The organism is Marisediminitalea lipolytica (genome assembly GCF_001758465.1).
Lineage (GTDB): Bacteria > Pseudomonadota > Gammaproteobacteria > Enterobacterales > Alteromonadaceae > Alteromonas > Alteromonas lipolytica.
The window spans coordinates 678,075-679,219 of the sequence record NZ_MJIC01000014.1 but is presented as its reverse complement, the minus strand read 5'-3'; the positions used below and the strand labels follow the sequence as shown (position 1 = coordinate 679,219).

Annotated in this window: 1 protein-coding gene; it reads left to right on the top strand. The window is 59.3% G+C overall.

Translation table 11 applies throughout. The features are described from left to right. The coding region (locus tag BFC17_RS22580) for a DUF11 domain-containing protein (protein WP_175439574.1) at positions 1–1,145 on the top strand (1,145 nt) is incomplete at both ends.

Below are 1,145 nucleotides of genomic sequence, written 5' to 3'. Positions count from 1 at the left end.
ACCACCACCGACAGCAGTGCGGTGACCAACACCGCCAGCGTCACCGCCGATCAAACCGAGCTGGATAGCGCCGACAATTCCGATTCCGCGACCGTGGATGCCCAGGCGATTGACCTGGCCATCAGTAAAGCCGTGGATAACGCGGCACCGAATCTGGGCGATAACGTCAGCTTCACGCTCACCGTAGTCAACACCGGCCCGGACGCCGCTACCAATGTGGTGGTGACTGATCAGTTACCCGCCGGCTTTACCTTTGTCAGCTCAGACGGTAGCTACGATTCATCAACCGGCTTATGGACCGTGGGTTCACTGGCCAGTGGCGCCAGCGCGACCTTAACCATTGTCGCCACCACCACCGACAGCAGTGCGGTCACCAATACCGCCAGCGTGACCGCGGATCAAACTGAACTGGACAGTTCGGACAATACCGACTCTGCCACTGTGGATGCCCAGGCGATTGACCTGGCCATCAGTAAAGCCGTGGATAACGCGGCACCGAATCTGGGGGATAACGTCAGCTTTACCCTGACCGTCTCCAACACCGGGCCGGATGCCGCCACCAATGTGGTGGTCACCGACCCACTGCCCGCCGGGTTTACCTTTGTCAGCAGCGATGGCAGTTATAACGCCACAACCGGCTTATGGACGGTAGGTTCCCTCGCCAGTGGTGCCAGCGCCACGTTAACGATTGTCGCCACCACCACCGACAGCAGTGCGGTCACCAATACCGCCAGCGTGACCGCCGATCAAACCGAGCTGGACAGTTCAGATAATGCCGATTCCGCGACCGTGGATGCCCAGGCGATCGATTTAGCGCTGKCTAAAACCGTGGATAATGCCGCACCGAATCTGGGTGATAACGTCAGCTTTACCCTGACGGTAGCCAACACCGGCCCGGATGCCGCCACTAATGTAGTCGTCACTGATCAGTTACCCGCGGGCTTTACCTTTGTCAGCTCAGACGGTAGCTACAACGCCACCACGGGCTTATGGACCGTAGGTTCACTGGCCAGCGGCGCGACTGCTACGTTGACGATTGTCGCCACCACCACCGACAGCAGTGCGGTGACCAACACCGCTTCCGTCACGGCCGATCAGACTGAACTGGATAGCTCAGATAATACCGATTCCGCCACCGTGGATGC